The 22,342-nt window shown below is 68.0% G+C and carries 19 protein-coding genes and 2 tRNA genes; 3 read left to right on the forward strand and 18 right to left on the reverse strand.

The annotated features are described in order from the left end of the window. Positions 1-27 precede the first annotated feature (27 nt). The 5 genes from AC0J5J_RS05810 to AC0J5J_RS05830 form a co-directional block, all read right to left on the reverse strand. The gene (locus AC0J5J_RS05810) at positions 28-822 is read right to left on the reverse strand and encodes an ATP-binding cassette domain-containing protein (protein ID WP_474899943.1); all 795 of its coding nucleotides are present in this window, start codon (positions 820-822) and stop codon (positions 28-30) included. Then, entirely contained in the window at positions 819-1,859 is a 1,041-nt protein-coding gene (locus AC0J5J_RS05815) for an ABC transporter permease (RefSeq protein ID WP_474899944.1), read from the reverse strand. Before AC0J5J_RS05815 ends, AC0J5J_RS05810 begins: the two co-directional genes overlap by 4 nt. Then, a complete protein-coding gene (locus tag AC0J5J_RS05820; protein ID WP_134425010.1) occupies positions 1,856-2,824 on the reverse strand; it encodes a sugar ABC transporter substrate-binding protein in 969 nt (322 codons plus the stop codon). The genes AC0J5J_RS05815 and AC0J5J_RS05820 overlap by 4 nt, the downstream gene beginning before the upstream one ends. Before the next feature lie 75 nt (positions 2,825-2,899). Next, on the reverse strand, positions 2,900-3,319 hold the full coding sequence (locus AC0J5J_RS05825; RefSeq protein WP_134425011.1) for a tautomerase family protein: 420 nt from the start codon (positions 3,317-3,319) through the stop codon (positions 2,900-2,902). 89 nt (positions 3,320-3,408) lie between these two features. Further along, a tRNA-Met gene (locus AC0J5J_RS05830) sits at positions 3,409-3,485 on the reverse strand. A 140-nt stretch (positions 3,486-3,625) separates the two neighbouring features. Here AC0J5J_RS05830 and AC0J5J_RS05835 point away from each other — a divergent pair. Beyond that, the gene (locus AC0J5J_RS05835) at positions 3,626-4,204 is read left to right on the forward strand and encodes a beta-class carbonic anhydrase (RefSeq protein ID WP_474899945.1); all 579 of its coding nucleotides are present in this window, start codon (positions 3,626-3,628) and stop codon (positions 4,202-4,204) included. Between the two features lie 29 nt (positions 4,205-4,233). Here AC0J5J_RS05835 and AC0J5J_RS05840 read toward each other — a convergent pair whose 3' ends face one another. The 4 genes from AC0J5J_RS05840 to AC0J5J_RS05855 all read right to left on the reverse strand — a co-directional run bounded on the left by AC0J5J_RS05840 (position 4,234) and on the right by AC0J5J_RS05855 (position 11,152). Further along, complete coding sequence (locus tag AC0J5J_RS05840; RefSeq protein WP_474899946.1) at positions 4,234-6,708, reverse strand: MMPL family transporter; 2,475 nt, start codon at positions 6,706-6,708, stop codon at positions 4,234-4,236. A gap of 86 nt (positions 6,709-6,794) precedes the next feature. Then, positions 6,795-6,871 (reverse strand) — tRNA-Met (locus tag AC0J5J_RS05845). Positions 6,872-7,031: 160 nt separating this feature from the next. Continuing rightward, on the reverse strand, positions 7,032-9,941 hold the full coding sequence (locus tag AC0J5J_RS05850; protein WP_174722418.1) for a UPF0182 family membrane protein: 2,910 nt from the start codon (positions 9,939-9,941) through the stop codon (positions 7,032-7,034). A gap of 95 nt (positions 9,942-10,036) precedes the next feature. Continuing rightward, positions 10,037-11,152 carry a YlbL family protein gene (locus AC0J5J_RS05855; RefSeq protein WP_474899947.1) on the reverse strand — a complete coding sequence of 372 codons (1,116 nt, stop codon included), beginning with the start codon at positions 11,150-11,152 and terminating at the stop codon, positions 10,037-10,039. A gap of 130 nt (positions 11,153-11,282) precedes the next feature. Between AC0J5J_RS05855 and AC0J5J_RS05860 the strand changes: the two genes are divergently transcribed. Next, complete coding sequence (locus AC0J5J_RS05860) at positions 11,283-12,647, forward strand: zinc-dependent metalloprotease (RefSeq protein WP_474899948.1); 1,365 nt, start codon at positions 11,283-11,285, stop codon at positions 12,645-12,647. Positions 12,648-12,764: 117 nt separating this feature from the next. On the opposite strand, the gene AC0J5J_RS05865 is transcribed toward AC0J5J_RS05860, so the two are convergent. The 4 genes from AC0J5J_RS05865 to AC0J5J_RS05880 are packed head-to-tail and all read right to left on the reverse strand — an operon-like array spanning position 12,765 to position 17,151. Next, complete coding sequence (locus tag AC0J5J_RS05865; protein ID WP_474899949.1) at positions 12,765-13,628, reverse strand: aldehyde dehydrogenase family protein; 864 nt, start codon at positions 13,626-13,628, stop codon at positions 12,765-12,767. Further along, positions 13,625-15,133, reverse strand: coding sequence for an aldehyde dehydrogenase family protein (locus AC0J5J_RS05870; protein WP_474899950.1), 1,509 nt, complete (start codon positions 15,131-15,133; stop codon positions 13,625-13,627). The genes AC0J5J_RS05865 and AC0J5J_RS05870 overlap by 4 nt, the downstream gene beginning before the upstream one ends. 10 nt (positions 15,134-15,143) lie before the next feature. Then, on the reverse strand, positions 15,144-16,142 hold the full coding sequence (gene deoC, locus AC0J5J_RS05875; RefSeq protein WP_474900197.1) for a deoxyribose-phosphate aldolase: 999 nt from the start codon (positions 16,140-16,142) through the stop codon (positions 15,144-15,146). Positions 16,143-16,200: 58 nt separating this feature from the next. Further along, positions 16,201-17,151, reverse strand: a complete 951-nt coding sequence (locus AC0J5J_RS05880) for a sugar-binding transcriptional regulator (RefSeq protein ID WP_134425018.1) — start codon at positions 17,149-17,151, stop codon at positions 16,201-16,203. Positions 17,152-17,269: 118 nt separating this feature from the next. Here AC0J5J_RS05880 and AC0J5J_RS05885 point away from each other — a divergent pair, with 118 nt between their 5' ends. After that, entirely contained in the window at positions 17,270-18,202 is a 933-nt protein-coding gene (locus AC0J5J_RS05885; protein ID WP_134425019.1) for an ROK family protein, read from the forward strand. A 10-nt stretch (positions 18,203-18,212) separates the two neighbouring features. Here AC0J5J_RS05885 and AC0J5J_RS05890 read toward each other — a convergent pair whose 3' ends face one another. From AC0J5J_RS05890 to truB, 5 genes are all read right to left on the reverse strand, one after another. After that, entirely contained in the window at positions 18,213-19,430 is a 1,218-nt protein-coding gene (locus AC0J5J_RS05890) for an MFS transporter (protein ID WP_474899951.1), read from the reverse strand. A gap of 115 nt (positions 19,431-19,545) precedes the next feature. Further along, positions 19,546-20,475 (reverse strand): bifunctional riboflavin kinase/FAD synthetase, encoded by a 930-nt coding sequence (locus tag AC0J5J_RS05895; RefSeq protein WP_474899952.1) that lies wholly within the window; start codon positions 20,473-20,475, stop codon positions 19,546-19,548. After that, positions 20,472-20,939 carry a hypothetical protein gene (locus AC0J5J_RS05900; protein ID WP_420898546.1) on the reverse strand — a complete coding sequence of 156 codons (468 nt, stop codon included), beginning with the start codon at positions 20,937-20,939 and terminating at the stop codon, positions 20,472-20,474. The genes AC0J5J_RS05895 and AC0J5J_RS05900 overlap by 4 nt, the downstream gene beginning before the upstream one ends. 55 nt (positions 20,940-20,994) lie before the next feature. Continuing rightward, on the reverse strand, positions 20,995-21,363 hold the full coding sequence (locus tag AC0J5J_RS05905) for a hypothetical protein (RefSeq protein ID WP_134425022.1): 369 nt from the start codon (positions 21,361-21,363) through the stop codon (positions 20,995-20,997). Beyond that, on the reverse strand, positions 21,360-22,331 hold the full coding sequence (gene truB, locus AC0J5J_RS05910) for a tRNA pseudouridine(55) synthase TruB (RefSeq protein ID WP_474899953.1): 972 nt from the start codon (positions 22,329-22,331) through the stop codon (positions 21,360-21,362). Before truB ends, AC0J5J_RS05905 begins: the two co-directional genes overlap by 4 nt. Between the last annotated feature and the right edge of the window lie 11 nt (positions 22,332-22,342).

The following is a 22,342-nucleotide window of genomic DNA, read 5'->3' on the forward strand; positions in this document are numbered from 1 at the left end:
GGTGATCGCCCGGCACTCCTCCGAAATCTACCGGCGCTCCAGCTCGTGGGCCAGCGCCTCGAGTTCGGCACCGCCGGCCATCAGAGCCGTCATCTCGTCGATCGTGATCTCGCTCTTGGCGAAGTCACCCAGGCTCCGGCCGCGCTGCAGCAGCAGAAAACGGTCGCCGACCGGGTAGGCGTGGTGGGGATTGTGCGTGATGAAGACCACGCCGAGCCCCCGGTCCCGGGCCCGGGCGATGTAGGAGAGCACGACCCCGGCCTGCTTCACGCCGAGCGCCGACGTGGGTTCGTCGAGGATGACGACCTTCGCCCCGAAGTACACCGCGCGCGCGATGGCGACGGACTGCCGTTCCCCGCCGGAGAGCGTTCCGATCGGCTGGTCCACATCGCGCAGGTCGATGCCCATCCGGGCGAGCTCGTGCTTCGTCGTGGCGCGCATCCCGGCCACATCGAGTCGCCGCAGCGGGCCTCTGCCGCGGGTCAGCTCGGCGCCGAGGAAGAAGTTGCGCCACACCGGCATCAGCCCGACCACGGCCAGATCCTGGTACACGGTGGCGATCCCGAGGTCGAGCGCCTCCCGCGGATGCATGAAGCGGCGTTCCGCCCCGAAGGCGAGGAGCGTGCCCTCCGAGTGCGGGTGGGCGCCCGCCAGGATCTTGATGAACGTGGACTTTCCCGCGCCGTTGTCTCCCAGAACGCAGAGCACCTCTCCGGCGCCGACGGATGCCGACACGCCCTGCAGCGCCCGCACTGCGCCATAGGCCTTGCCGATGTCTCGCACCTCGAGGATCGGCTCCGGACGGATCGGCGCCGGCGTCATGAGCGCATCCCGGCCTGGCGGCGAACGAGGAGGTTGACCAGCACGGCGAGCAGCAGCATCCCGCCGAGGAAGGCCTTCAGCCAGTTGTTGTCCCACTGCGCGAACACGATGCCCTGCAGCGTCATGCCGTAGATCAGGGCACCGAGGGCCGCGCCGATCGCCGAACCGTAACCGCCCGTGAGCAGGCATCCGCCAACGACGGCACAGATGATGTAGATGAACTCCTGGCCGACTCCGGTGGTGGCCTGCACGGTTGACACGTCGAAGAGTTGCAGCATGCCCACCAGCCAGCCGGCGCCGGCCGTGGTCATGAACAGTCCGAGCTTCACCCGGAAGACGGGCACCCCGACCTGCCGGGCGCTCGTGACCTCGCCGCCGACGGCGAAGACCCAGTTGCCGGGCCGGGTGCGCAGCAAAACCCAGGTGGCCAGTGCGGTGAGTGCGATCCACCAGACGATGGAGACCTTGACTTCCAGGCCCAGCACGGGGAACGACGACCCGAAGAAGACCTTGGCCTGCTGGAAACCGGGCACAGCATTCATGCCCTGGATGGCGACGCTGCCGGTCACGAGCTTCGTCACAGCCAGGTTGCAGCCCTGCAGGATGAAGAACGTGGCCAAAGTCACGATGAAGCTCGGCAGGCCGGTCTTCATCACGACGAACGCGTTGGCGGCGCCGATCGCGAGGGCAACGGCCAGGGCCAGCACGAGCGCGAGCGCGAGGTTCAGTCCCCACTGGGTGGTCACCACACCCACGATGAGCCCGGTGGTGCCCGTCATCGCCCCGGCCGAGAGGTCGAACTCTCCGCCGATCATGAGCAGGGCGACGGCCACGGCCATGATCCCGAAGAGAGAGGCTGAGTACAGCCAGGTGGACACACCAGCAGGGGTCAGGAATGCCTGCGTGAAGAAAGAGAAGAACAGGAAGATCGCCACGGCCGCGACAAGCGCGCCGACCTCGGGCCGGCGCAACAGAGTGAGCAGCGGATGCGACCGTTTCAGCCGATCCGTGAACTCTGCCTCCACGACGACGGTCATCTCGTGCCGTTCTCCGCGAACGTGGCGACCTCGGCCGCGTTCTCCTTCGTCACGAAGCCCGGACCGGAATAGACGGGCAGCCCGCCACCGACGACATCGCCATTGCGCTTCTGCAGAGTCAGGAACGACACCGGCAGGTAACCCTGCGAGTACGGCTGCTGGTCGACGGCGAACAACATGCCACCGTCCAGGATGAGCCGGGTCACGTCGGCCGAGACGTCGAAGGTGGCCAGCGTGGCCGAGCTGCCCGCTTCATCGACGGCCTGGCTCGCGGCCACGGCTACGCCGGTCTGCAGCGTGAGCACGGCGTCGATGGACGGATCGGCCAGGAGTTTGCTCTTGATGGTGTTCTGGGCATCGGCGAGGTTGGCGACGTCGACCTGCACGTTGCTCACGGTTGCGCCGACCGTGTCCGCTGCGCCCGCGCAGCGCTCTTCGAGCCCGGAGTTACCGGCCTCGTGGATGACGCAGATCACGTTGGACACGCCGGCCTCAGCCAGTTTCTCGCCGGCTCCCTGGCCCGCGATGAACTCACTCTGGCCGATGTGGGTCTGCGCGCCGAACTCGCGGGACTTCTCCAGGCCCGAGTTGATGGTGATCACGGGGATGCCCGCGGCCACGGCCTTCTCGACCGCACCCCTGACTCCATCCGGGTTGGCCATCGACACGATCAGGCCGTCCGGATCGGTGGCGATGGCCGCCTCGATCAGCTGGCTCTGCTTGACCGGGTCACCGTCGCCCTGGTAGGTGACGGTGGCTCCGAGGTCGGTGCCGGCCTGCTCGGCGCCGCTCTTGACGACGTCCCAGAAGGCGTCGCCGGCGGTGCCGTGGGTGACCACGGCGATCGTGACCGGCTCCCCCGCCGGCGAACCGCCGTCGCCCGAACCGGTGCCGGTGCCGGTGCATCCCGCCAGCGCTAGCGAAGCGACACCGAAAGCGGCTAGAAGGCTGATCTTGAGCTTCATAACTGAACTGTTCCCGACTGTCGTGCGGTGGCCTGAAACAGCGGGGGTTCGCCGGTGACCTGGTGCATATCGAACTTACTCGACCGGGGACCCGCTCGCCGGGACCGCGATCTCGCCGGTGATGTACTGGGCGGTTCCGAAGCCGAAGGACCAGTCCTCCGGACCGCTCTCCACATAGCCGATGAAGACGTCCTCACCGGAGACCCCGGCCAGGCCCAGTCGGGCGTTGATGCCGGAGTAGAGCGCCTGCTTGGTGGCGACGCTACGACCCCGCTGGGTGAAGATCTGGATCATCACCACGCCCTCGCTTCGTTCGAAGCCGAGACCGGCATCCTGTGCAATGATCGCGCCCGCATCGTGCTGGGTGACGATCTGGAAACGGTCGCGCAGAGGAATGCCATAGACCTCGACGATCGCCTCGTGGATCGCATCGGCGATTGCGGTCACGGCCGCATTCGAACGGCCTCGGTTCAGATCGATTCGAACCAGTGGCATGAGCGACTCCTTCTGATGGAACGCCCGTCGCACAAACCTGTGCGGCGGGAACAGAAAAGCCCCCGGAACCGTGTGGTTCCGGGGGCTGATGGTTGCGGGGGCAGGATTTGAACCTACGACCTCTGGGTTATGAGCCCAGCGAGCTACCGAACTGCTCCACCCCGCGTTGCAAGGACAAACTTACCACAGCCTCGGGGCAGGCCGACACACGGGGTAATCATTCTGCGACGCCGGGCTGCGCCTCAGAGAGGGTGGCTACGATGGCGGCACGACCCCCCGCACCCCTCGACAGTGAAGGATCCCTCCGTGACCGTTCTCGCAGAAGTCCTGTCCGCCAACGCCGCGTACGCCGACGAATTCGGCGACAAGTCCGCACTCGCCTTGCCGCCGGCGCGCGGTTTCGCGATCCTCACCTGCATGGACGCCCGCCTCGATCCGGCCAAGTACGCCGGATTGAGCGAGGGCGACGCCCACGTCATGCGCAACGCAGGCGGACGCGCGTCCGACGACGCTATCCGTTCGCTCGTCATCTCCTACAAACTCCTGGGCACGAAGGAGTGGTTCGTCATCCACCACACCAATTGCGGGATGGAGTTCTTCACCGACGAGGTGATCCGTGGGCTGCTCGCCAACAGTCTGGAGACGGCAGCCCTGGGCGACGCCGGGTTCTACGAGGTCGGTTCCGGCCCGGGTTCCACCGAGGGGAACTACATCGACTGGCTGACCATCACCGACCAGGCGACGAGCGTGCTCGAGGACGTGGCCCGCATCAAGGCTCACCCGCTCGTTCCGCGCGGCATCCCGGTTTACGGCTACATCTACGATGTGGCGACGGGCCGGCTGGTCGAGGTACCCGCAGCCACAACGGCCGGCGCCGCGGCCTAGGCAGCCCACAGGCGCGGCCTGCCCTGGGCTCAGCCGTGGTGGCGTCGCGCGAGCGCTGTGCCCTCCACGTCGACGTTGGGCAGGATGCGGTCGAGCCGGCGCGGCAGCCACCAGGCGGCGCGGCCCAGCAGGTGCATGAGTGCCGGCATGAGCAGCATCCGCACCACGAACGCGTCAATGAGCACACCGAACGCGAGCCCGAATCCGATGGAGCGGATCATCGTCGACTCGGAGAAAACGAAACCGCCGAAGACCGACACCATGATGAGCCCGGCGGCAGTGACCACCGAGCGGCCGGCGCGGAACCCACGGGCCACCGCGAGCCGGGCGGATGCCCCGCGCACGTACGCCTCGCGCATCCCGGAGGCAAGGAACAGCTGGTAGTCCATCGCCAGCCCGAAAAGCACTCCCACCAGGATCACCGGCAGAAAGCTCAGGATCGGGCCGGTCGCGATGCCGAGCGGGCCGGCGAACCACCCCCACTGGAACACGGCGACGGTCGCCCCGTAGGTCGCGAACAGCGACAGGATGAATCCGCCGGTCGCGATCAGTGGCACCAGGATCGAGCGGAACACCAGAATCATGATCAGCAGCGACAACCCGACGACGACCGCCAGATAGGTCGGCAGCACGTCTGCGAGGTTCTCGGAGATGTCGATGTTGATGGCAGCCTGACCTGCAACGCCGAGCGTCACGCCGCTGTTATGGGGCGGCATCGAACGGATGTCCCGCACGAGCTGCTCCGTGGACTCGCTGTTCGGTCCCCCGGTCGGAACGACCTGGAAAGCGGCGAGCGAGTTGTCCGCGGAGACGGCGATGGGAGCGACGCCGACAACGCCGTCCTGACCGGCGAGAGTGCGCGCCACACCGACCTGGGCGCCGAGCACCCCGGGGCGATCCAGACCCTCAGGCAGGGTGGCGGTGACGAGTAACGGTCCGTTCGCGCCGGCACCGAAGTTCTCCTCAGTAGCCGTGAACGCCTGGTAGGACGCGGATTCGACCGGTTCGACGGACCCGTCGGGCAGGCCGACCCGCATCGACAGTGACGGGATGGCGAGGATGAGCAGCACCGCGACGGCCGCCAGCACGGTGGCGATCGCGCGCCAGGTGGGCATCGGCCGGGCCTGCGTGTCTTCGTGGTGTGCCTGGCCGATGCGCGTGCGGGCACGGCGGCCGAGCACGCGCTCACCGAGCAGCCCGAGGATCGCGGGCGTCAGGCTGATCGAGATCATCACGGCGACTGCGACGGCCACGGCTCCGACGGTCCCCATCAGGCCGAGGAACGGCACGCCCGTGACATTCAGCGCGAGCAGCGCGACGATGACCGTGGTGCCGGCGAAGACCACCGCGTTGCCGGCGGTTCCGTTCGCCAGGCCGATCGATTCGCGCACCTCGGCGCCCTCGAGCAGCTGCCTGCGGTGCCGGTTGATCACGAAGAGTGAGTAGTCGATGCCGACCGCCAGGCCGAGCATGACCCCGAGGAACGGTGTGACCGAGGCCATCTGCACGACGCCGGAAAACGAGAGCGCTCCGAGGGAGGCGATCGCGACGCCGACGAGGGCCGTGACGATGGGTAGTGCGGCGGCCAGCACCGAGCCGAGCATCACGAGCAGGATGATCGCAGCGAAACTGACGCCCACGACCTCGCCCATCCCGATCAGCTGCGGCACGGTTTGCGCGATGTCGGAGGAGAACGACACCCGAGCACCGTCGACCGGCTCGGACTCGAAGTGGTCCATGACGGCCTGCTGCGACTCGGCGGGAAGCTCCATGCGCGGCTCGGAGAAAGAGACGTTCACGAGGGCGGCCGCACCGTCTTCCGAGACGACGCGGATTCCGGCGGAGAGATCGAGGAGCACGGCGCCCAGTTCAAGCTCTTCCGCATCCTGGTCGAGCTGGCTGCGGGAGTCGTCGAGCGTGGTCTGCTGGGCGTCCAGCTCCACCACCCCGGCGTCGAGCTGAGCCTGCTGCTGCTCGTAGGCGGCCAGCTGCTCGAGGGGCTGGTCGGGCTGTAGCCAGGCCTGCTCGAGCTGGGTCTGCGCGGCGGCGAGTTGGGCACGGCCGGCGTCGAGCCCGGCCTGCCCGGCGTCGAGCTGCGCCCGTCCGGCATCGATCTGAACGCGCCCATCGGCCACGTCCTGCTCACGGTCAGCCCGCTGTTGCTCGGCCTCGAACGGGTCGATGACGTCGGCGACGTCCGGCAGGCCGCCGGCACCGGCGACGAGTGAGCCGATCTGCGCACGTTGGTCGTCGTTGAGCGCCGACCCGTCGGTGGTCTCGAAGACCACGGTGCCGGATGCCCCGGCGAAGTCCGGAAGCTGCTCCTGGAGTCTCTCGGCGACTGCGCCCGACGCGGTGCCGGGGATGTCGAAGTTCGTCGTGAGGCCCTTGAATCCCACGAGGAACCCGACCCCGGTGAGGACGAGGATGACACCCCAGACCGCGATCACGGCCCAGGCACGGCGAGCTGCCAGCCTCCCCAGACGGTAGAGCAGTTCAGCCATTGCGGATTCCTCCAGGGGACGGACGACGACCGGACAAGAAAAAAGACCGGCCCAGCATTTCTGCTGGACCGGCCTGTTTTGTGCAGTGGTTGCGGGGGCAGGATTTGAACCTACGACCTCTGGGTTATGAGCCCAGCGAGCTACCGAACTGCTCCACCCCGCGTTACAAGTACTAATTTACCACAGCCCCGGGTGCGGTCCGACCACACGGGCGCGGAGCATGCCCGCAACGCGGAGCGCGGGTGCTGCGCCGCTCTGCGGGAGAAATGCCTCCCGCGAAACGGCGCAGCACCCGCGCAGCGGATGAAGCGGCCTACTGGGCGCTACTGGTCGAGCAGCACCAGCATCTTGGCGACCGCGTCGTTCAGCTTCTTGTCGGCGGCGCCGTAAGCCGTGAAGTCACCGGTCGTCAAAGCGGCCTGCTTGTCGGTGACGGCGATCTTGGCTTCCGCCAGGAGCGACTTCAGCTGGGCATCCGTCGCCGGGTCCCCGGTCGAGGTCGACGGCGTGGTGTCACCCTCAGCGGGTGCCTCCCCTTCGACGGGCGTCTCCGACGGCGGCACCGAGGTGTCGCCGGCGTTGGCGCCGGAGTCACCGCCGAAGAGCACGTCGAGCGCCTTGTCCAGCGTGTCCTCGAACGCGATCTGGTCTCCGAAGGCGACGAGCACCTTCTGCAGCAGCGGGTAGCTGGTCTCACCGGTTGACTGCACGTAGACGGGCTGTACGTAGAGCAGACCGCCACCGACGGGCAACGTGAGCAGGTTGCCGTTGAGCACCTTCGACTGACCCTGCTTGAGCAGGTTCAACTGGGTGGACACGGTCGGGTCGGCGTTGAACTTCGCCTGCACCTGGCCGGGGCCGGGCACGGTCACATCCTCCGGAAGGTTGAGCAGACGGAGCTTGCCGTAGCCCTCTGACCGTTTGCCGTCGGTCGAACCGGCGTCCGCGTCGACCGCCAGGTAACCGGTCAGCACGTTACGGCTGGTGGCTCCACTGGCATCCGGGATGAAGGTCGAGTACAGCGAGAACGACGGCGATTCCTGGCCGGGCACCTGCATGGTCAGGTAGTACGGCGGCTGCAGGGTCGTGTTCGTCGACGGCGACACCGGGTCGTTCGGGGTGGTCCAGGCGTCGTCGACCGAGTAGAAGGACCCTGGGTCGGTGACGTGGTACTTGCCGAGAACCTTGCGCTGCACCTTGAACAGGTCCGCCGGGTAGCGCACGTGGCTCATCAGGTCGCCGCTCATCTCGGTCATCGGCTTGATGGTCGTCGGGAAGATCTTCTGCCAGGTCTTGAGCAGCGGATCCTCGTCATCCCAGGCGTACAGGGTGACCGAGCCGTCGTAGGCGTCGACCGTGGCCTTGACCGAGTTGCGCATGTAGTTGATCTGGTCGAGTGCGAACGGCTGCGGGGGCGTCTCCGTGTCGGCGATCGCGTCGCTCAGACCCACCGAGGTGGAGTACGGGTAGCTGGCCGAGGTCGTGTAGCCGTCGACGATCCACTTGACCTTGCCGTCGACGACCGACGGGTAGGCGTCGGAGTCGAGGGTGAGGTACGGCGCCACCTTCTGCACGCGGGTGACCGGGTCGCGGTCGTAGAGGATCTGCGACTTCTCGTTCACGGCGTTGGCCAGGAAGATCTGCTCCGACTGGAACTTGAGCGCGTAGATCAACTTGTTGAACGCGTTGTCGAGCTTCGGCCCGCCGTCACCGGTGAACGTCGTGTACGTCTGCTGCGCGCCATCCGTGCCCGACGGGTAGTCGAGCTCGACGGGCTTGCTGCCCTCGGGCGCACCCACGATGGAATACGGCGGGCTCGTCTCACCGAAGTAGATCCGCGGCTCGTACTCGGGCAGCGATCCGGTGGTCGGGATGCCGGACTCGAGGAACACAGGCTGGCCGTCGGCCGAGCGCTGGTTGCCGTACGCCGCCACCACGCCGTAACCGTGCGTGTACACCACGGTGGAGTTGACCCAGGTGTTGCCCGCGTTCAGACCCTCGAGTTTGAGGTCGCGCACGGTGACCACGGTGTCCTGGGACTTGCCGTCGATCGTGTAGCGGTCTACGTCGAGGTTCTGCGGGAACTGGTAGTACTGCTTGAACTGCTCAAGCTGGGAGAACGCATCGCTGACCAGGGCCGGGTCGAGAATACGGATGTTCGCCGTGGTCTCGGCGTCGGCGCGCAGTGCGCCGGGCTCGGCGGTCGTGCTCGCGTTATAGGGGATCTCTTCGATGTCCGCCAGACCGTAGGCGTCGCGGGTGAGGTCGATATTGCGTTGGATATACGGTTCCTCGAGCGTCTTCGCGCTCGGGTCCACCTGGAAGCGCTGCACGACCCACGGGTAGAGGGAGCCGACCAGCAGGCTGCTCACGATCAGCAGCGCTGTGCCGACGATGGGCAGACGCCAGCGACCGACGACAGCCGTGACTAGGAACAGGATCGCGACGACCGCGGCGATGCCGGCCAGGATGGCGCGGCCGGGGATCGTCGCGTTGACGTCGGTGTAGCCGGCGCCCGTGATCAGGTCGTTCGCGTTGGTCAGAGTGGAATACTGCTCGAGCCAGATGCTCGCGGCCTGCAACAGCAGGTAGAGGCTCGCGGTGACGGCGATCTGAACGCGTGCGGCCTTGGAGACGATGACCTCGCGCCCGCTCACCCGGATCGAACCGTACAGGTAGCTCGTTGCCGCGGCGACCAGGGCCGAGATGAGCACAACGGCCGAGGCGAAGCCCAGCACCGACTGGAAGAAGGGAAGGTCGAACAGGTAGAACGAGATGTCGAACTTGAACTGCGGGTCGACCCGGCCGGTCTCCGTGCGGTTCAGCCACATCAGCACGACCTGCCACCGGGTCGCGGCGGCAACACCGGCGAACAGGCCGAGCAGAGCGGGGATACCGAACATCGCCAGCCGGCGCAGCGGCTCGATGACCTGCTGGTAACGGTCGAGCTGCGAATTGAGCTTCGCGTAGACGGGCCGCAAACGGTAGGCGATCTGGATACTCACCCAGACCGGAACCGCCATCGCGACGAATCCGATGACGAAGAGGCCGGCACCGGCGAACCACTGTGTGGTCAGCACACTCAGGAAGCCCAGTTGGTCGAACCAGAGCACGTCGGCATAGAGCCCTGCGAATACGAAGAAGATGATCACCAGCCCGGCAATGATCGCTGCCGTAATGGCGAGGGGAGCACGGCTGCGCTGGGGAGCGCTACGGGCTTGTTGTGAACTCACGGATTGGCCTCTTGATCTCGAAATCGACGGTCAGGTTTCATTCTAGACAGCCGTTCCGAACGAATGCCGCACGTTCGCTGGGCAGCAGCCCGGGCTTAACCGAGTGGGCACTGCTCCAGCGCGTCGGTGTCCGCGGCAGTGTCCGCGTCGGTACGGATGGCGTCGAGCGCGGCCAGCGCATCGTCGAGCGTCTCGATGGAGAAGACGGTCATCCCCTTCGGTACATGACCGGTGACCTCGTCGCAGTTGTCGGCCGGTGCGAGGAACCAGTCCGCGCCGCTGTCGTCTGCTCCGATCAGTTTCTGACGGATGCCGCCGATGGGACCCACTTCGCCGGCCTGGTTGATCGTGCCGGTGCCCGCGACATCCGCGCCACCCTGCAGGAAGCCCGGGGTGAGCGTGTCGATGATGCCGAGCGCGAACATCAGTCCGGCGCTGGGTCCGCCGACCGAGTCCAGTTGAATGGCCACGTCGAACGGGAAGTCGTACTCGCTTGTGACGTTGATCCCGACCACCACGGCGTCGCCCGACGCAATCGGGGTGATTTCCACGGTCCGGGCCTCTCCGTCGCGGATGACGCCGATCGAGGCCGGGGAGTCGATCCCGTTCCTGGCGAGCGCGCCGCGCAGTGCCGTGATGTCGCCGACGTCTTCACCGTTCACAGAGACCACCTGGTCGCCGGCCTCGATGATGCCCGCTGCGGGCGAGTCGTCGGGCAGGGAGACGACCGAGAGGATCGTCGGGTAGTCGTAGTCGAGGTTGGTCAGGGCTGCGGCGATCGCATCCTGCTGCGAGTTCACCATCTGCACCTGGTTCTGCTCCTCCCGCTGCTTCGTGCTCACATCGGGCGGGAAGGCCGACTCGATCGGGATCACAGCCTGGTTGGGATCCAGCCAGGCGGCGGCAACCGTCAACCAGCTCGGTCGGTTGTCGGGGTTGCCCACCAGCGAGACGGTCAGCAGATCCAGGGTTCCCTCGGTGGGATAGACGGGCTCGCCGGACACGGAGATGAGAGGAATCTGCTCGCCGTCCTTTTCGGCTGTGCCGATGGTGTTGTAGACGGGTCCGGGCTTCTCGATCACGTACGGCGACGGGGTCACGGCCAGAATGAGGCCGATGATCATCGCTATACCGAGGACCACCCAGCCGGCACTGACGGCGCGATCGGACCGAGCAGGCGGTCGTGCTGAGTGATCGGTGAAGAGGGCCACCGGTTTCCTTCCAGGGATTATGCGGGCTGTTCGCGACAGGCGGACACCGGTTTACCAGCGTAGGACATTTCCCAGTCCGCGCCGGGGATCTCGGGCTAGCGTAGAAGCACGTGACTGAGAGGTGCCTGAAATGGCCGACGATGACTCCCGACCCGATGAGGGTCCCAATCCCGAAGATGAGTTTCGGGACATGCTGCGCGACATCCTGAGCGGGAAGTCGTCAATCGATCCGAGCCAATTGGCCGGTGCGGCCGGACTGCCGGGTGACCCCGCGAGCATCTCAGCGCTGATGAGCCAGCTTCAGGGTGCTCTGCGCGGAGGCGGCGACGGGTCCCCCAACTGGGACGCCGCGCTCAGCCAGGGGCAGGAACGCGCAGCGCAGGGGCAGCTCGTCGTGACCCCCGACGAACGGGTGGCCCTCGACCAGGCCTTCCACATCGCCGCCCTGTGGCTGGACGAGGTGATCTCGGTCGCCGAGCTCACCGCTCCCCCGCGCCTGATCACCCGCAAGGAGTGGGTCACCGCGACCATGCCGTTGTGGACGCAACTGGCCGAACCCGTGGCGACGAGCATCTCCGATTCTTTGACCCGCGTGCTCACGGACCAGGCCCCGGAAGAGCTCAAGGGCATGATGGCCGGCGCCGGTCAGATGATGCGCAGCATCGGCGGCACCCTGTTCGCCATGCAGCTCGGCCAGGTTGTCGGCCAGCTGTCTACCGAGGTCGTCTCCGGCGGCGATATCGGGATCCCCCTGCTCAGCGACCAACAGGCCGCCCTGCTTCCGCAGAACGTGGCCGCGTTCGGCGAGGGTCTCGACGTTCCCGCCGACCAGGTCCAGATCTACCTCGCCGTGCGCGAACTCGCCCACGCGCGTTTGTTCCGCCACTCGCGCTGGCTGCGCCTGCACCTGATCAGCTCGATCACAGACTTCGCCCGCGGCATCCACATCGATTCGAGCCGTCTCGAGCAACTGGCCGACGGTTTCGACCCGGCCAACCCGGAGGAATTGCGTGCGGCCATGGTCGACGGCTCGCTGATCCCGCCGAAGAGTGAGGCCCAGCTGGCCGCCCTCGCCCGGCTGGAGACGATGCTCGCCCTGATCGAGGGCTGGGTCGACGTGGTCACCCTCGAGGCCACGAGCCGGTTGCCCCGCGCGGACGCCATCGCCGAGACGGTGAAGCGACGCCGGGCATCCGGTGGCCCCGCCGAGTCCGCGTTCGCCACCCTGGTCGGGCTCGAACTGCGCCCCCGCCGCCTCCGCGAGGCCGCCTTCATGTGGCAAGCCGTGACGGATGCCGTCGGCAACGAGAAGCGCGACGAACTGTGGGCCCACCCTGACCTTCTGCCCTCGTCCACCGACCTCGACGACCCGCAGGCCCTCGTGGCCCGCCTGACCAGCTCGGCTGAGGGTGCCGAGCCCGTGCTCGACGAGGTGGACCAGGCCCTCGAGGATCTGCTCCGCGACGACGACACCGAGCGGCCGCACGAGGCGTAGCTCACGAGGGCATCTCGGTAGGCAATCGGGCCCTGACGAATTCGACGGAGATTTTCCGGCCCTGAGGCCGGACAAGCATTCTTTCGGCCGTTTTCGCCAGAATCTCCGTCGAATTGGTTAGATCAGGCCCTTGGTGTGCCAGATCGTCTTGGTCTCGGTGAACGCCAGGATGCGGGCGAGCGAGGGGCTCGCGGCATCCGGACCGTTCTCGGGATGGAGCACCCGGGTGAGCGTCTCGGCCGCGTCGATCTCGAGGTGGATCCAGTCGAGGTCGCCGGCGCCGACCAGGTCGAGGGCGTTGACGTCGGCGTGGCTGGCCAGCCACGGCGCCATCTCGGCCGGAGACCCGGTGAGCACGTTGACCACGCCTCCGGGAACGTCGCTCGTGGCCAGTACCTCTCCCAGGCTGATCGCCGACAGCGGCATGGTCTCGTTCGCCACGACGACCACCGTGTTGCCGGACACCAGTGCCGGGGCGACCGCGCTGACCAGTCCGAGCAGCGAACCGCCGGTCTGCGGCGCGATGATGGCGACGACGCCCGTGGGCTCCGGCACCGACAGGTTGAAGTACGGCCCCGACACCGGGTTGGCGTTGCCGGCGACCTGCAGGTATTTGTCGGCCCAGCCTGCGTACCAGACCCAGCGGTCGATGGCCTCGTCGACCTGGGCGGCGGCGACCGCGACGCTCACCCCCTCCGATTGAACGATCTCCGCCGTGAACTGCGCCCGGCGCCCCTCGAGCAGTTCTGCGATGCGGTAGAGCACCTGGCCACGGTTGTAGGCCGTGGCCCCGGCCCAGCCGCCGAGGGCGGACCGGGCGGCGACGACCGCATCGCGGGCATCCTTGCGGCTGGCCTTGGCAGCATTGGCGAGGAATTCCCCGTCGTGGGACTGGATCGCATAGACCCGTCCCGATTCACTGCGCGGGAATTTGCCGCCGAGGTAGAGCTTGTACGTCTTGGGAACGGCGAGACGGGTCACTTCGCGGCCTTCTTTCGGGGAACGGCGGTCTTCTCCGCGGGGGGCACGGCGCGCGCGGCCGAACGGCCGGCGGCGGGTTTGAGATAGGCGGCGAGACCGTGGCGGCCGCCCTCGCGTCCGTAGCCGGATTCCTTGTACCCGCCGAAGGGGCTGGCCGGGTCGAACCGGTTGAAGGTGTTGGCCCAGATCACACCGGCGCGCAGCTTGTCGGCCACGGCCAGCATCCGGCTGCCCTTCTCCGTCCAGATTCCGGCGGAGAGACCGTAGGGCGTGTTGTTCGCCTTGGCCACGGCCTCGGCCGGGGTACGGAAGGTGAGCACCGAGAGCACGGGGCCGAACACCTCGTCGCGGGCGATGCGGTGGCTGGTGGAGACGTTCGTGAAGATGGTCGGTTTGAACCAGAAGCCGGTCTCCGGCAGCACGCAGTCCGGGCTCCAGCGCTCGGCGCCTTCCTGCTCGCCGATGTCGGTCAGTTCACGGATGCGGGCCAGCTGCTCCGCGCTGTTGATGGCGCCGATGTCGGTGTTCTTGTCCAGCGGATCGCCGAGGCGCAACGTGGACAGACGCGCCTTGAGGCGCTCGATGACGTCGTCGTGGATCGACTCCTGCACGAGCAGGCGGCTGCCGGCGCAGCAGACGTGGCCCTGGTTGAAGAAGATGCCGTTGACGATGCCCTCGATGGCCTGGTCGATGGGGGCGTCGTCGAAGACGATGTTGGCCGCCTTGCCGCCGAGCTCGAGGATGACCTTCTTGTCGGTGCCGGCGATCGACCGGGCGATGGCCCGGCCGGCGCCGGTGGACCCGGTGAAGGCGACCAGGTTGACACCGGGGTGACCGACGAGGGCCTGGCCGGTGTCACGTCCGCCCGTGACGATGTTGACGACGCCGGCCGGCAGGTCGGCCTGCTGCAGGATCTCGGCGAAGAGCAGGGCGGTCAGCGAGGTGGTCTCGGCCGGTTTGAGCACGACCGTGTTGCCGGCCGCGAGGGCCGGGGCGATCTTCCAGGCGAGCATCAACAGGGGGAAGTTCCACGGGATCACCTGGGCGGCGACGCCCCGTGCCGATGGCGTCGGGCCGACCCCGGCGTGGTCGAGTTTGTCGGCCCAGCCGGCGTAGTAGAAGAACCAGGCGGCGACCAGGGGCACGTCGACGTCGCGGCTCTCCTTGATCGGCTTGCCATTGTCGAGGGTCTCGGCGACGGCGAGTTCGCGGGCCCGCTCCTGCACCAGACGCGCGATGCGGAACAGGTATTTGCCGCGGTCGCTGCCGGAGAGCTTCGACCAGGTTTTGTCGTAGGCGCGACGAGCGGCGGCAACGGCCGCGTCGACATCCGCCGCATTGGCGTGCGCGATCATGGCGATCTGCTTCTCGGTGGCGGGGTTGATGCTTTGGAACGGCTCCCCCCGACCGGCGACGAACTCGCCGTCGATGAAGAGTCCGTAGTCCGCACGAAGGTTCAGCACGGACTGGGACTCCGGGGCCGGAGCGTAGTCAAGAAAGCTCATGGGGTAATCCTTAATCCATCGTCACGTAGTCGGGACCGGAGTAGTGCCCGGAGGTCATCTTCTGGCGCTGCATCAGCACGTCGTTCAGCAGGCTCGACGCCCCGAATCGGAACAGGCCGGGCGACAGCCATTCCTCGCCCACGGTCTCGGCGACGGTCACGAGGTACTTCGTGGCGTCCTTGGAGGTGCGGATGCCACCGGCCGGCTTCACGCCGACCTTCGCCCCGGTGAGGCGGTGCCAGTCGCGCACGACCTCCAGCATCGACAGGGTCACGGGCAGGGTGGCCGCGACGGGCACCTTGCCGGTGGAGGTCTTGATGAAGTCGGCGCCGGCCAGAATGGCCAGCCACGACGCGCGGCGCACGTTGTCATAGGTGTTCAGTTCCCCGGTTTCGAGGATCACCTTGAGGTGTGCGGCGCTGCCGTCGGGGCGGCGGCAGTTCTGCTTGACGGCCACGATCTCGTCGTAGACCTGAGCGAACCGCCCGGACAGGAACGCCCCGCGGTCAATGACCATGTCGATCTCGTCGGCGCCCGCGTCGACCGCGTCGCGCACGTCGGCGAGCTTGACCGCGAGGGACGCCCGGCCGCTCGGGAAGGCGGTGGCGACGGCGGCGACACGCACGCCGGCATCCGTGCCCCGGGAGTGCGCAGAGCCGAGGGCCGCGACGGCGTGCTGCACCATGTCGCCGTAAACGCAGACGGCGGCGACGCGCGGGCAACTGAGGTCGCCGGCGTCGGGGGTGAGGGCCTTGCCGACCAGTGACTTCACCTTGCCGGGGGTGTCGGCACCCTCGAGCGTGGTGAGGTCGATCAGGCTGATGATCTTGTCGATCGCCCACTTCTTCGAGCTGGTCTTGATCGAGCGGGTGCCGAGGTCGGCAGCGCGCTGCTCGAGGCCGACGGCGTCGAGGCCGGGAATGCCGTGCAGGTAGCGGCGCAGGTTGGCATCCGTGGCTTCCCCGCCGATGAGCGCCAGGGCGCGCTCCCCGGTGTTCAACTGGGCCATAACCGAGTGGCTGGTTGTCATGAAGAGTCCTTGCGGTCGGGGTTCGGTCAGGGTTCGGTCAGGAGTCGTCGCCGAGCACGGCGAGGGCGGTTTCTTCATCGGTGACGAGAACGGTGCACAGGCCGCTGCCGACGACGGCTCGGGCGATGGCGTGCTTGGAACTCCCGGCGATGACGGCGACCGCCGTTTTCGCATGGCGGAGCTGCTCGAGTTGGATGCCGACGGTGCGAGAGTCGAGTTCGGGGTCGACGATGTTGCCGGTGCTGTCGATGTAGCGGCCGACGACGTCCCCCACGGCTCCCTTGCGGACCAGCTCGGCGATCTGCTCGGCGGTGAGGTAGCCGCTGTCGACGAGGGCCGAATTCTGGTCGGCCTGGCCGGCGCTGAACAGATAGGCGGATGCCGTTGCGCCCAGATTGAGCACGGCCGCGACGGAGCGATCGGCTTCGATCGCGTTCTTGGTCTCCAGATGCTCGAGAATGGCCGGGCTCGGCAACAGGGTCGCCGCGCCCGAACCCTTGTGGGCGATGGTGACGGCCGTGGCGGCCGCCGTGCCGGCCCGCCGGTTGAGGCTGACACCGCCGTTGATCTGCACGACGTTGACTCCGGTGGCCCACCCCTGGGCCACGTGCAGCGACACCTCGTGCAGGGTGCGGCCCCAGCTGATGCCGAGCGTACGCGGCACCGGGCGCAGGGCTGCGAGGTAGTCGGCGGCGGCCTGCGCGGTGCGGGACTGGAGTTCCTCGTCACCGGTGACGCCGGCGGAGGAGACGACGATGGCATCCGTCAGCCCGGTCTTCTCGCGCAGCCGGCGTTCGATGGAGAGACGGCGGGCGCGGGGATGCACGATCTCGATGCGGATGAAGCCGCTGGCCTTCGCCTGCGCGAGGAGCCGGCCCACCTTCCAGCGGGTCAGGCGCAGCACGGTGCCGATTTCGTCCTGTGTTTTGTTTTCCTCGTAGTACAACTCGGCCGCGCGAATAGACAATAGCTCGTCAGTGTCCGCCATGGTGCTCCGTCCGGTATGACCCCAGCCTAGGTCGCCGGTCTCCCTCGATCAACGGCTGTTGTTTATGTTGCTCACCTGAGCATGAGCAGCTGAACTCGGCACGCCCTAGGCTCGAAGCATGCTCCCCCGTTATGCTCTCGCCGTCGACCTCGGTGGTACCAAGGTCGAAGCCGCCCTCGTCGACGAGCGCGGCGCCGTGCTCGCTGCCAGCCGCCACCGCTCCCCCACCGGCCCACAGAGAACCGCCGACGAGTTGGCGGCCGCCGTCGAATCCGTGCTCAGCCGTGCGCACGCAAGCCTGCCGGACGGCGCTCCCCTGCTCGGCGTCGGCATCGGCACCGCTGGTCCGATCACGGTGGAGACGGGTCTGGTCTCCCCGCTGAACCTTCCCGCCTGGCGGGACTACCCCTTGCGCGACTTCGTGGCCGCACTCGTGCCGGATGCGCCCGTGCGCCTGCGCCTGGACGGCCTCTGCATCACGCTCGCCGAGCACTGGCTCGGCGCGGGGCAGGGTGCCGGCAGCCTGATGGGCATGGTCGTGTCCACGGGCGTGGGTGGCGGCCTGATCCTGGGTGGAACCACCGTTTCGGGTTCCAGCGGCAACGCCGGGCACATCGGCCACATCGAGGTCGGCGGGTTCGACGACCCCTGCGCCTGCGGCGGCACCGGATGCCTCGAGGCCGTCGCGTCCGGCCCGCGCACCGTGGCCTGGGCGCGCGCCCAGGGCTGGACGGGCCTCACCGGCGAGGACCTCTCGGCCGCGTACGCCGCCGGCGACCCGATCGCGGTCGCCGCGGTGAAGCGCTGCGGCCAGGCCATCGGCCAGGCGATCGCCTCGGCGACCAACCTCGTGGACCTCGACGTGGTCGCGATCGGCGGAGGGTTCTCACACGTGACACCTGACCTGTTCGACTTCGTGCGGGCAGCCGTCGCCGAGCGCACGGTGTTCTCCTTCGCGACCCGGGTGCGGGTCGTCGCATCCGCTCTCTCCGGCGACGGCCCGCTGATCGGCGCCGCAGCCCTGATCCACCGAGCCGACCTGGTCGCCTGAGGCCCGCCGGCTAGCGGGCGAGGTCGTCCTCGAGCAGGTGCGGGCGGGACAGCACGGCACCGGCGAAGGTGACGGCGAGGGCAGTTCCGATCAGGAAGACGAGGGGCCAGGTCCAGCCACCGGTCAGCTGGTGGAGCAGACCCACCGTGAGAGGCCCCAGGGCGCCGATCGTGTAGCCGACGCTCTGCACGAACCCGCTCAACGCCACGGACCCCTCATGCGTGCGGGTGCGGAGGTTGATCAGCACCAGAGCCAGCGGGAAGAACAGCGGACCAAGGCCGGCGAAGAAGACCCAGACGAAGGTCAGAACGGTCGGCGCCAGGAGCAGACCGAGGTAGCCCACCAGGAACGCGAGCACGCCGATGTAGACCAGCACCCCCACATTCTTCAGCCGCACGGTGAAATAGGGGATGACCAGGGCACACGGCAGGCCGACCGCCGCATACAGGGAGAGGAGGGTTCCGGCCTGGGCCGGCGTCACCCCGGCGGTCTGGATCAACAGCTGCGGCAACCAGGCGAACATCGCGTAGGCGTTGAGGGACGACGCGGCGAACACGACGGCGATGGCCCAGGCGACCGATGAATGCCAGATGCGGCCCAGCAGCGCCGGTTCCGCCTCCTCCGGCACGGGGCCGGCCACCCCCTGCGCCCGATGCCGCACCAGCATCGTGATCCAGGGCACGAGGGCGATCAGGGCCGGCAGCATCCACAGGCCGAGGGAGACGCGCCAGCCGGCGGCATCCGCGACCGGCACGGCCACGAGCGGCGGCAGCAGGGTGCTCAGGGACATCATGGTCACATAGAGGGAGGTGACCAGGCCTACTCGATCCGGGAAGTACTTCTTCACCAGCGGCGGCAGGAGCACGTTGCCGATGCCCAGTCCCGCGAACGTGATCACGCTGCCGAGGAGGAGCACGCCCACCGAACCGGACAGTCCGCGCACGGCATGCCCGGCCAGCATGGCGATCAGGGCCAGCACCAGAACCTGCTCCAGTCCCACCCGCCGGGTGAAGACGGGGGTGAAGATGCCGAAGACGGCGAAGCAGACCGGTGGCAGCATGCCCAGCACCCCGATGGCGACCGCTCCGAGAGGCACATCGACGCTGATCTGGGTCACGATCGGGGAGAGCGCCGCCACGGCCGTGCGCAGGTTGGCCGCGACCAGCAGGATGCCGACCAGCGCCAGGGTGCGGCCGGCCCACAGGGCTCGGGGCGCGGCATCCGTCATCGGGCAAGTCTAGGGGCGCGTCCTCTCGAGCAACTGTTGCCGCATCGGACGACTGTTGCCGGTGTGCGGGCAACACTTGTCCGCACGGGCAACAGTTGCGGCCCGCGCTTGCCTGCTAGGCCAGGATGCCGCGGACCTTCGAGACGTCGTCGTGCATCTGCACGATCAGCGGCTCGATGCCGGTGAAGGCCACCATGCCGCGGATGCGCTCGACGAACTCCACCTCCACCACGTGGTCGTACAGGTCGATGTCCTGGTCGAGCACGTAGGCCTCGACCTGCTTCTGCGCCACACCGTCGAAGGTGGGGTTGTTGCCCACCGAGATGGCCGCCGGGTAGCGGATGCCGGCATCCGTCAGCCAACCGGCGTACACGCCGTCCGCGGGGATGAGCCCCTCGGACGCCGGGGACAGGTTGGCCGTGGGGAAGCCGAGTTCGCGTCCGCGTTTCGCGCCGTGAACGACCTCGCCGCGCAGGGTCGGGTGGTGTCCGAGCAGGGTCGTGGCCGCGCCGACCTCGCCACGGGTGAGCAGCTCGCGGATCCAGGTCGACGAGACCCGGCGCATCCGGTCCGGTTTCACATCGTCGATCAGTCGCACGGTGAAGCCGAACCGGTCCCCCAGCTCCTGCAGCAGGTGCACGTCGCCGGCACCGTGGGCGCCGAATCGGAAGTCGCGGCCCACCAGCACCGTGCGCGCGTGCAGCCCCTGCACCAGGATGCTCTCGATGAATTCCACGGGCGGCAGGGCGGCCAGCGCCGCGGTGAACTCGAGCACGAGGGTGGCGTGCACGCCGGTCTCGGCGAGCAGGCCCAGCTTCTGTTCGGTGCTGATCAAGGTCTGCGGGCACCGGGTGGGTGCCAGCACGGCGAGCGGATGCCGGTCGAAGGTCACGACCACCGAGGCCAGGCCGTTGAGGTCGGCGACGCCCTTCAGCTCGTCGATCACCGCCCGGTGGCCCGCGTGCACGCCATCGAACTTGCCGATGCTGACTGCGGAGGCCGGCCAGTCGGCGGGGATGTCGGCGACGCCGCGCAACACCTTCACGGGCGCGCCTTCCCGGTGCGGGACAGCCACCACATGCCCAGCAGCGGCAGCACCAGTGGAATGAACACGTAACCGCGGCCGTAGAGCGACCAGACCGAGTCGTGCGGGAAGAGTTCGGGATCGAGAAGACTCAGAGTGCCCACGACGAGCACGCCGACGAACTCGAAGCCGATCGTGATCCACGCCACGCGACGCCAGCGTCCGCCGCTCTTGATCAGGGCCACCGTGGCGACGATGTAGACGACCGCGGCCAGCGCGGACAGCGAGTAGGACAGCGGGGCCTCGTCGAATTTGGCGACGATCTGAACGAACGAACGCCCCGTCGCCGCCAGGGCGAGAAGGCCGTAGACGGCAATCAGAAGCCGCCCGACGCCGGTCACGCGGGAGCTGCGAGCGGCCCCGGCGGCGGTCGACGCGGCGGTCGATTCGGGGGTGCTCGCGGGGGTGCTCGAAGGGGCGGTCATGGCTTCCTAATTATCGCAGCATCCGTGGTGCGTCGGATCACAGCGGTCACAGCGGTCACAGGCCCTGTACCGTCCAGATCTGCCACATGCGGTAGACCATCACGAACACGCCCAGGCCGGCGACACCGAGGATGACGGTGCTCCACCGGCTGCGCTCGATCAACGCCCAACCGACGGCGGCGACGGGAACCAGGATGGCGCTGATCAGATAGGTGTAGAACTCCAGCACGCTGCCGGTGGCGGTGTTGCCGGTGAACGGCGCGACGATGGCCACGACGAGCTGCACGATCAGCAGCAGCTCCACGAGCGCGGTGGCACCCATCGTGAGGTCGTTGGGCTTGCGGCCGGCCAGACCGAGAACGATGCAGAGCAGGCCGGCGACCCCGGCCACGCCGAGTTGCAGCCAGGTGAACCACTCGATCATTCGGCGGCCTCGTCGCGTGGGAAGTTGAGCAGGGACTTGGCGTGGTCGCCGCGGAATTCGACCAGACCGACCAGCCGGCCGTCTGGCGCGACCGCTGCGACAGGCCCGCCGGATCCGTCGTCGCCCTGCCCGGCGACCGTGCGGGACGCAGCATCCACCGTGATGCGCTTGCCGTGGCCGAGATCGATGGCCTGCTGCTCGGTCAGGTCGAGGCGTCCGAGGAGGCGGGTGGCTGCATCCGTCGGGACGATCAGGCCGGCCGCGACGTCGAGCTCGGCCAGCGGCTGGGCCGCCTCGATCCGGAACGGGCCGATCCGGGTGCGGCGCAGGCTGGTGAGGTGGCCGCCGACCGCGAGGTCGGCACCGAGGTCACGGGCGAGCGCCCGGATGTACGTTCCCGACGAGCATTCGACCCGCACCTCGAGATCGAGGAACCCGTCGACCGTCGTCGTGGAGAGCAGCTCGAAGGTGCTCACGGTGACGGGCCGGGCAGGCAGGTCGACCGTTTCACCGGCGCGCACCAGGGCGTAGGCGCGCTTGCCGTCGACCTTGATGGCGCTGACCGAACTCGGCTGCTGGGCGATGTCGCCGGTGAGAGCGGCGATGCCGGCCGTGATGGCGTGCGGGCTGAGGGCGGCCACGACGGCGACGGATGCCCGTGTCAATTCTTCGCCCTCGGCGTCATCGGTCGTCGTCGCGGCACCCAGCCGAATGGTCGCCCGGTATTCCTTGTCGAGGCCGACGACGTAGGTCAGCAGACGGGTGGAGCTGTTGATGCCGAGGATCAGCAGGCCGGTCGCCATCGGGTCCAGCGTGCCGGCGTGGCCGACCTTGCGGGTACCGGCCAGACGGCGGGTGCGGGCGACGGCGTCGTGGCTGGTCCAGCCCTGGGGTTTGTCGACCAGGAGGAGGCCGCTGGCGGTCGCGCCGACCTTGCCCTGCGCTGCTTGTTCATTCACTCTTGCCATGGTATCCGGCA

It is taken from the genome of Cryobacterium sp. TS_SC_7 (assembly GCF_056156285.1).

Bases quoted from the DNA above. Each gene is read 5' to 3' on its own strand.
- AC0J5J_RS05810 (WP_474899943.1), bottom strand. From the start codon at position 822: ATGACGCCGGCGCCGATCCGTCCGGAGCCGATCCTCGAGGTGCGAGAC.
- AC0J5J_RS05815 (WP_474899944.1), bottom strand. From the start codon at position 1,859: ATGACCGTCGTCGTGGAGGCAGAGTTCACGGATCGGCTGAAACGGTCG.
- AC0J5J_RS05820 (WP_134425010.1), bottom strand. From the start codon at position 2,824: ATGAAGCTCAAGATCAGCCTTCTAGCCGCTTTCGGTGTCGCTTCGCTA.
- AC0J5J_RS05825 (WP_134425011.1), bottom strand. From the start codon at position 3,319: ATGCCACTGGTTCGAATCGATCTGAACCGAGGCCGTTCGAATGCGGCC.
- AC0J5J_RS05840 (WP_474899946.1), bottom strand. From the start codon at position 6,708: ATGGCTGAACTGCTCTACCGTCTGGGGAGGCTGGCAGCTCGCCGTGCC.
- AC0J5J_RS05860 (WP_474899948.1), top strand. From the start codon at position 11,283: ATGGCCGACGATGACTCCCGACCCGATGAGGGTCCCAATCCCGAAGAT.
- AC0J5J_RS05870 (WP_474899950.1), bottom strand. From the start codon at position 15,133: ATGAGCTTTCTTGACTACGCTCCGGCCCCGGAGTCCCAGTCCGTGCTG.
- deoC (WP_474900197.1), bottom strand. From the start codon at position 16,142: ATGGCCCAGTTGAACACCGGGGAGCGCGCCCTGGCGCTCATCGGCGGG.
- AC0J5J_RS05880 (WP_134425018.1), bottom strand. From the start codon at position 17,151: ATGGCGGACACTGACGAGCTATTGTCTATTCGCGCGGCCGAGTTGTAC.
- AC0J5J_RS05885 (WP_134425019.1), top strand. From the start codon at position 17,270: ATGCTCCCCCGTTATGCTCTCGCCGTCGACCTCGGTGGTACCAAGGTC.
- AC0J5J_RS05890 (WP_474899951.1), bottom strand. From the start codon at position 19,430: ATGACGGATGCCGCGCCCCGAGCCCTGTGGGCCGGCCGCACCCTGGCG.
- AC0J5J_RS05900 (WP_420898546.1), bottom strand. From the start codon at position 20,939: ATGACCGCCCCTTCGAGCACCCCCGCGAGCACCCCCGAATCGACCGCC.
- AC0J5J_RS05905 (WP_134425022.1), bottom strand. From the start codon at position 21,363: ATGATCGAGTGGTTCACCTGGCTGCAACTCGGCGTGGCCGGGGTCGCC.
- truB (WP_474899953.1), bottom strand. From the start codon at position 22,331: ATGGCAAGAGTGAATGAACAAGCAGCGCAGGGCAAGGTCGGCGCGACC.